The organism is Streptomyces aurantiacus JA 4570, from assembly GCF_000414115.1.
GTDB classification, from domain to species: Bacteria; Actinomycetota; Actinomycetes; order Streptomycetales; family Streptomycetaceae; genus Streptomyces; species Streptomyces aurantiacus_A.
This window is the reverse complement of record NZ_AOPZ01000460.1, coordinates 1-7,440: the sequence shown is the minus strand read 5'-3', so window position 1 is coordinate 7,440 and position 7,440 is coordinate 1. Positions and strand designations below refer to the sequence as shown.

Below are 7,440 nucleotides of genomic sequence, written 5' to 3'. Positions count from 1 at the left end.
CCGTCCGCAGCGCGGGCACGTCGTCCGGGTCGGCGGCGGGGCCCGCCCTGTCCGGCGATGGCGGGGAGGGCGGGGAGCCAGGAGTGCGCCAGGGCGCCACGCACACCACCGCGTGCAGCCCGTCCGCGCGCGGGCCGAGCGCCGTGCGCAGCGCCGCCACCGTCATGTCGCGCTGCCAGCCGCGCTCCGCCGTCAGGGCCGCCCGGAACTCCCGGGTGAGGTCGGCGCCGGCCTGCGCCTCGTCGGCCAGCAGCGCGCCGATCCGCGCGGCCACCTCCATCGCGGCGCTGAGCTGCGCTTCCGTGGGCCCCGGCTCGTCGTCGAGCAGCCAGACGTAGCCCAGGGCGAACCCCCGGTGGCGTACCGGAAGACAGACCCGGCCGCGGTGCACGCCCGCCTCCGGGGTCGGCGGGATGCGGACCGGGCGGGTCGCGCGGGTGATGCCGAAGCTCTCGAACCAGGCGCGGACCTGGGCCGTGGAGCGGCGGGTGAGGATCGAGCGGGTCCTGACCGGGTCGAGGTCCGGGGCGTCCAGGCCGTCGCCGCCGTCGTGCGCGCCGAAGGCGATCAGCTCGAAGTCGCGGTTCTCCAGGGTCGCGGGCGCGCCGAGCAGGGCCGAGATCTCGTCGACCAGTTCCTGGTAGTCGCCCTTCACCCGCCGCCGCCCTTCGCTCGCGCCACGTCCGTACGGCCCTTCGCTCGCGCCAGGCGCTTGCCGTACGAAGCCCATTCTCACGCAGTTCCGACCGGCCCTCATACATATGTCTGAGATCCAGCCCACGGATGCGTGACAGGTGTCGATGGCTCACGGTCGGAGCGATCCTTAAGTTTCACGGTGGTTCTCCGTGTCGTACCGGTTTTGTCGCAAAAATGTCCGGTGCGGCACTCGTTCGTACTCCCGTGGAGGTGCCCGTGCTGGGTCCCGTGATCCTTGCCGCGTCGCGCAGTGACCAGATGCGCCGTTTTGTGTCGGCGGCGCCGGGCACCAAGCAGGTCGTCGACCGGTTCATCGCCGGTGAGACCGTCGACCAGGTGGTTCCGATCGTCGTCGACGCCGCCGACAAGGGTCTTGAGGTCACCCTCGACGTCGTGGGCGAGGACATCACGACCCGCGAGCAGTCCCACGCGGCCCGCGATGCCTACCTGGAGCTCATCGACCGGCTCAAGGACCTGGGCCTCGGCACCAAGGCCGAGATGTCCGTGAAGCTGTCGATGTTCGGACAGGCGCTGGAGGGCGGCCACGAGCTTGCCCTCGCGAACGTCCGCCCCGTCGTCGAGGCCGCCGCCGCGATCGGCACCACGGTGACCCTCGACGCCGAGGACCACACCACCCTCGACTCGATGTTCGCCATCCACGAGGAGCTGCGGAAGGACTTCCCGCAGACGGGCTGCGTGATCCAGGCGTACCTCTTCCGCACCGAGGACGACGCCCGCCGCCTGGCCGCGAACGGCAGCCGCGTGCGCATCGTGAAGGGCGCCTACAAGGAGCCCGCCTCCGTCGCGTACCAGGACAAGGCCGAGACCGACAAGGCGTACGTCCGTATCCTGAAGATCCTGATGGAGGGCTCGGGGTACCCCATGATCGGGTCCCACGACCCGCGGCTCATCGCCATCACCCAGGAGCTCGCGCGCCGCGCCGGGCGCAAACTGGATGAGTACGAATTCCAGATGCTGTACGGCATCCGCAGCGACGAGCACCTGCGGCTCGCCGCCGAAGGCCACCGGATGCGCGTATACACCGCCTACGGCACCGACTGGTACGGCTATTTCATGCGCCGTCTCGCGGAGAAGCCGGCGAACCTGCTCTTCTTCGGCCGGTCGATCCTCACCAAGGGCTGAGCCGGCCCCCGGCCGCCAGTTTTCCCCCGCACAAAGGAGTTACGGAACTCATGGACGCTGTGACCCAGGTCCCCGCCCCGGTCAACGAGCCGGTCCACGGCTACGCCCCCGGCTCCCCGGAGCGCATCCGGCTCGAGGCCAAGCTCAAGGAGCTGTCCGAGAACCCGATCGAGCTGCCGATGACGATCGGCGGCGTGAAGCGCCTCGGCGGCGGCGAGCCCTTCCAGGTCGTGCAGCCGCACAACCACAAGTCGGTCATCGGCAACGGCCGCAACGCCACGCGGCAGGACGCCCAGGACGCCGTCGACGCCGCGCTCGCGGCCGCCCCGGCCTGGCGCGCGATGTCCTTCGACGACCGCGCCGCGATCATCCTGCGCGCCGCCGAGCTGCTGTCGACCACCTGGCGCGAGACGCTGGCCGCCTCCACCATGCTCGGCCAGTCCAAGACCGCCCAGCAGGCCGAGATCGACACGCCCTGCGAGCTCGTCGACTTCTGGCGCTTCAACGTGAAGTACGCCCGTGACCTGCTCGCCGAGCAGCCCCCGGCGAACTCCACCGGCGTCTGGAACCGCCTGGACCACCGCCCGCTCGAGGGCTTCGTCTACGCGATCACGCCGTTCAACTTCACCGCCATCGCGGGCAACCTGCCGACCGCTCCCGCCCTGATGGGCAACGTCGTGGTCTGGAAGCCGTCCCCGACGCAGACCCACGCCGCCGTGCTGCTCATGCAGCTCCTGGAGGAGGCGGGCCTGCCCAAGGGCGTCATCAACCTCGTCACCGGCGACGGCATCGAGGTCTCCAAGGTCGCGCTGCACCACCGCGACCTGGCGGGCATCCACTTCACGGGTTCGACCAAGACCTTCCAGTACCTGTGGAAGACCGTCGGCGAGAACATCGAGAAGTACCGCTCGTACCCGCGTCTGGTCGGCGAGACCGGCGGCAAGGACTTCGTCGTCGCCCACCCGAGCGCCGACCGCGCCGTCCTGAAGACCGCGCTGACCCGCGGCTCCTTCGAGTTCCAGGGCCAGAAGTGCTCCGCGACCTCGCGCGCGTACGTCCCGGCCTCCATCTGGAACTCCGGCTTCAAGGAGGAGTTCGCGGCCGAGGTCGACGGCATCAAGATGGGCGACGTCACCGACCTGTCGAACTTCATCGGCGCCGTCATCGACGAGCGTGCCTTCGCCAAGAACAAGGCCGCCATCGACCGCGCCAAGTCCGACGACTCCTGCACGATCGTCGCGGGCGGCACCTACGACGACTCCGTCGGCTACTTCGTGCGCCCGACCGTCGTCGAGTGCTCGGACCCGGCCAACGAGGTCTTCACGACCGAGTACTTCGGCCCGTTCCTCGCCGTGCACGTGTACGACGACAGCAAGGCCGACGCGTACGAGGAGATGCTGACCCAGATGGAGTCGGTGTCGGACTACGCGCTCACCGGCTCGGTCATCGCGGGCGACCGCGCCGCGGCCGCGTACACGATGGAGAAGCTCCGCTACGCCGCGGGCAACTTCTACATCAACGACAAGTCGACCGGCGCCGTCGTCGGCCAGCAGCCCTTCGGCGGCGGCCGCGCCTCCGGCACCAACGACAAGGCCGGCGCCCCGCAGAACCTGCAGCGCTGGACCCTGACCCGCGCCATCAAGGAGACGCTGGTCGCGCCGACCGACTACTCCTACCCGCACATGGGCTGACGCCCCCACGGGGGATCACACCCCCTCTGAACCCCGCCCCCGGCCTGGGCCCCACCCCGGCCGGGGGCGGTGTCTTGTCCGGGTGACCCGCGGCGTCTCATCCGGCGACCCGGCCCAGGAAGCCGTCGATCAGGCCCGCGATCTGCTCCGCGTGCGTCTCCAGGGCGAAGTGGCCCGTCGGCAGCAGATGGACCTCCGCCTCCGGCAGGTCGCGCTGGAAGGCGAGTGCCCCGGCGGGCACGAAGATCTCGTCGTGGGCGCCCCAGACGGCGAGGACGGGCACCTGGCTCGCGCGGAAGTACGCGTGGAAGTCCGGGTAGAGGTCGATGTTGCTGCCGTAGTCGCCCATGAGGGCGAGCTGGATCTCGTCCTGTCCCGCGCGCGCCATCAGGGCCGCGTCGTGCTCCCAGGCGTCCGGGCTGACCAGGCTCGGGTCCGGGACGCCGTGCGTGTACTGCCACTTGATGCCCTCGGGGGAGCGGATCGCGCGGACGGGCGCGGCCGTCTCCTCGTTCGGATCCGCGATGTACGCGAGCACCGGCGCCCATGCCTCCTTGCCAAGACCCTCCTCGTACGCGTTGCCGTTCTGCGTGACGATCGCCGTGACCCGGTCCGGGTGGGCGAGCGCGAGGCGCAGGCCGATCGGGGCGCCGTAGTCCTGCACGTACAGCGCGAACCTGGCCAGGCCGATGGACTCCGTGAACTCGGCCGTGACGGCGGCGAGTTCGGCGAACGTGTAGGGGAAGGTGTCGGCTGCGGGCGTCGCCGACCGGCCGAAGCCGAGGTGGTCCGGCGCGATGACGCGGTAGCGCCCGGCGAGGCGCGGGATGAGGTCGCGGAACATGTGCGAGCTGGTGGGGAAGCCGTGCAGGAGCAGCAGGGCGGGGGCGTCGGCGGGGCCCGCCTCGCGGTAGAAGATCTCGTGGCCGCGGACGGTGGTGGAGCGGTGGCGGACCTGGGTGTTCATTTCTTCTAACCCCTCATCGACTCTTTGGTGGTTGGTGATGAGGTGATTCGAGCACGCCTCCGGCTAACCAGTCAAGTGCCTTTTGCTGGTTAGCCGGAGAGGGGGGTGCGGGCCAGGTGTGCGGCTACACCTCCACCAGGACCTGGTCCAGGGACTTCCGTACGAGGTCGGGGACCTGGCAGTCCGGGGCCGGATAGCCGACCGGGACCACGGCGAACGCCTTCTCGTTCTCCGGGCGGCCGAGGACCTCGGACAGGAACCGCATGGGGCTCGGCGTGTGGATCAGCGCGGCGAGGCCCGACAGATGCAGCGCGGACAGCAGCATCCCCACGGCGATGCCGACCGACTCGTCGACGTAGTAGTGCTTGTGCTTCGTGCCGTCCTCGCCCAGCCAGTAGCGCTGCTGGAAGACGACGATCAGCGCGGGCGCGTCCGTCAGATGCGGCTTCACCTCGTCCGTGCCCAGCGGACGCAGCGCCGCCAGCCACTCCTCGCCGAGCCGGCCGTCGTACGAGATCTGCTCCTCGTGCTCGGCCGCCTCCCGTATCCGGCGGCGGATCTCCGGGTCCCGCACCAGGACGAACGTCCACGGCTGCTGGTGCGCGCCCGAGGGCGCGGTCGCCGCGCAGGCGATGGCGTCCCGCACGACCTGCGGGGGCACGGGGTCCGTCGAGAACTGCCGCACCGTGCGCCGCTCCCGCATGCGCGCCTTCAACTCGGCGGCCTGGGCGAGGGATTCGGACGTGGGCATGCGGGCGGGACGGTAGGGGACGGACTGGTAGGGCTGCCCGTGGATGGGCGTCCAGCGCTCGTCGGGGTGCTCGGCGTGTCCGGTCTCCGGCTTGCTCTGTTCGGTATCAGGCATGGCTCTGAGTGTGCCGCGCGGGGTCGGCGGCGGACAGGGGGCGGACACGGGTCGGTCGCCGCGCCCGGCGGGGGACAGGGCGCGGGCTCTCAGCTCCAGCCCGCCACGATCAGGCTCAGGCCGATCGTGAAACCGGCCGTCAGCAGGATCAGGTAGACGCCGTAGAGGCGGCGCAGGCGGTGGGCGAGGAAGCCGAAGGCGCCGCAGGCCAGGCCCACCGTGAGGGTGCGGGAACCGCGGGCGAGGGACGACTGGGCCAGCCAGTCGGGGGCGGGGACGCCGGCGTGGCCCGCCTCGGCCGCGTACACCTTGAAGGGGATGCCGTTCCACGGCTGGTGACGGACCGCCGACGCGGATTGGCTCGTCAGCTGCGTGTGTGCCTCGGCTCGCATGCGGTCCGTCGTGAGCGGGTGCGGCACATCCGTTCCGGATGCTGCCAGTTGGAGCGCCAGTACGCCGCCCGCGAGGGTGCCCGCCAGGGCCGACAGGGACAGCTTCAGGGCGCGGCGCGGCACCGCCACGCACGTGACGGCCAGGAGCAGTTCCGGCATCAGCGGCCAGCTCAGGGCCTCCGCGAAGGCCCAGGCGAACGCCAGGGGGAGGCCCCAGCGGGAGGTGAGCGTCCTGGCGATCCGCTTGCGGGTGCGGGAGTCCCTGAGGGGTTCTTCGGTGGTATGGCGGTGCAGGGCCGCCACGGCGTCGCGGGCCTCCTCGGGGGTGGCCGTCGGCGGGAGCGGGGCGCCGACGCGGACGCGGACCAGGGACGGGCGCAGCTTGCCGTGCTTCGGCAGCAGCCGGTCCGTGCCGGCGATGCCCACGGGGACGACGGGTACGTCCGCCTGCCTGGCCAGGACCAGGGCGCCCTTGTGGAACGCGCCCAACTCGCCCCGGCGGGCGCGGGTGCCCTCCGGGAACAGGACCACCGCGCGGCCCGCGCGCAGGTCGTCCCGCTTGGCGAGCAGGTCGTCCATGCCGCCGCCCGTGCGGCGTACGGGGAAGCCGGCCGCCAGGCGGGAGCAGACGCGGCTGCGCCAGGGGGAGGCGAACCAGTAGTCCGCCGCGGCGGCGATCGTGGGGGCGTGGTGGGCGTCCAGGGCCGCGAGCAGCGCTGCTGTGTCGGCGTGGGAGGTGTGGTTGGCGACCACGACGCAGCCTCCCGGGGGGAGGTGGCCTTGGCGGGAGACGCCTCCGGTGAGGGTCAGGAGGGTCCACCAGAGGGCTCGGCGTAGGAGTGCTGCGCTGTGCTTTCCCCAGTCCCGCCCCTTCCCGTAACCCCTTCCCGTAACCAGGGGCGCTGCGCCCCCTGGACCCCGGCTGGGTGGGTGTCCCGTGCGGGTGGGACTTGCCGCCGCCGGTCGGCGCTCCGCGCCTCGTCCTCAAGCGCCGGACGCGCTGGTGGGTTGCCGCAGCGGGCTGGTTCGTTGCCGTAGGCGTCCTCACAGGGTTACCGCCATCGCCGCCAGCAGGGCCAGGAGCAAGGAGTCGATGCGGTCCAGGAGGCCGCCGAAGCCGGGGAGCCAGGTGCCCGCGTCCTTGACGCCTGTTTCTCGCTTCACCATGGACTCCAGGAGGTCGCCGAGGACGCAGCCCGCGAGGACCGCCGCCCAGAGGAGGGGGGTGAAGGCGTCGACTGCGGCCAGGGCGGCTGCTGTTGCGGCGGCCGCGCCGAGTACGCCCGCCCAGGTCTTGTTGGGGGAGAGAGGGGAGAGCGGGCGGGACAGCGGGCCGCGGCGGCTCAGGGCCGTGCCGCCGCACCATGCGCCCACGTCGCCGAACGCCACGGCGACGCCCACCGCCACCGCCGTGTCGCCGAGCAAGACCAGGCCGGTCAGGGACACGGGGATCCACAGCAGGCCGAAGACGGTGCGGCAGGCGCGCGTGAAGCCGTGGGCCGCGTCGCCGGCCAGCAGCGCGGGCAGCGTCGCGAGGACAAGGAGCGCCCCGGCCGCCCGTACGTCCAGCGCGTCCGGCGCGCCCCACGCGGCCGCCGGCAGCAGCACGGCCGCCGCCCACAGCACCGCGCGTTCGCCGCGCGGCAGGGCGGCCATGCGCGCGTACTCACCGACGGCGATCGCGCC

The 7,440-nt window shown here is 71.9% G+C and carries 6 protein-coding genes and 1 pseudogene; 2 read left to right on the top strand and 5 right to left on the bottom strand.

Annotated features, from left to right (window positions below; translation table 11 throughout):
- Positions 1-655: pseudogene (locus STRAU_RS34620) on the bottom strand (PucR family transcriptional regulator); the annotation flags it as partial.
- Between the two features lie 257 nt (positions 656-912).
- Between STRAU_RS34620 and STRAU_RS34615 the strand changes: the two are divergent.
- Together STRAU_RS34615 and pruA are read left to right on the top strand one after the other, a co-directional pair.
- On the top strand, positions 913-1,839 hold the full coding sequence (locus tag STRAU_RS34615) for a proline dehydrogenase family protein (protein WP_037663870.1): 927 nt from the start codon (positions 913-915) through the stop codon (positions 1,837-1,839).
- Between the two features lie 50 nt (positions 1,840-1,889).
- Complete coding sequence (pruA, locus tag STRAU_RS34610; protein ID WP_037663868.1) at positions 1,890-3,530, top strand: L-glutamate gamma-semialdehyde dehydrogenase; 1,641 nt, start codon at positions 1,890-1,892, stop codon at positions 3,528-3,530.
- Positions 3,531-3,627: 97 nt separating this feature from the next.
- On the opposite strand, the gene STRAU_RS34605 is transcribed toward pruA, so the two are convergent.
- The 4 genes from STRAU_RS34605 to STRAU_RS34590 form a co-directional block, all read right to left on the bottom strand.
- On the bottom strand, positions 3,628-4,497 hold the full coding sequence (locus STRAU_RS34605; protein WP_016645074.1) for an alpha/beta fold hydrolase: 870 nt from the start codon (positions 4,495-4,497) through the stop codon (positions 3,628-3,630).
- A 124-nt stretch (positions 4,498-4,621) separates the two neighbouring features.
- Complete coding sequence (locus tag STRAU_RS34600; RefSeq protein WP_016645073.1) at positions 4,622-5,362, bottom strand: nitroreductase family protein; 741 nt, start codon at positions 5,360-5,362, stop codon at positions 4,622-4,624.
- Between the two features lie 89 nt (positions 5,363-5,451).
- The gene (locus STRAU_RS34595; RefSeq protein WP_052029408.1) at positions 5,452-6,651 is read right to left on the bottom strand and encodes a lysophospholipid acyltransferase family protein; all 1,200 of its coding nucleotides are present in this window, start codon (positions 6,649-6,651) and stop codon (positions 5,452-5,454) included.
- Positions 6,652-6,798: 147 nt separating this feature from the next.
- On the bottom strand, positions 6,799-7,440 hold a 642-nt coding region (locus STRAU_RS34590), incomplete at its 5' end, for a phosphatidate cytidylyltransferase (RefSeq protein WP_037663867.1).

Coding starts and splice junctions, on each gene's coding strand:
- STRAU_RS34600 (WP_016645073.1), bottom strand. CDS start 5,362: ATGCCTGATACCGAACAGAGCAAGCCGGAGACCGGACACGCCGAGCAC.
- pruA (WP_037663868.1), top strand. CDS start 1,890: ATGGACGCTGTGACCCAGGTCCCCGCCCCGGTCAACGAGCCGGTCCAC.
- STRAU_RS34605 (WP_016645074.1), bottom strand. CDS start 4,497: ATGAACACCCAGGTCCGCCACCGCTCCACCACCGTCCGCGGCCACGAG.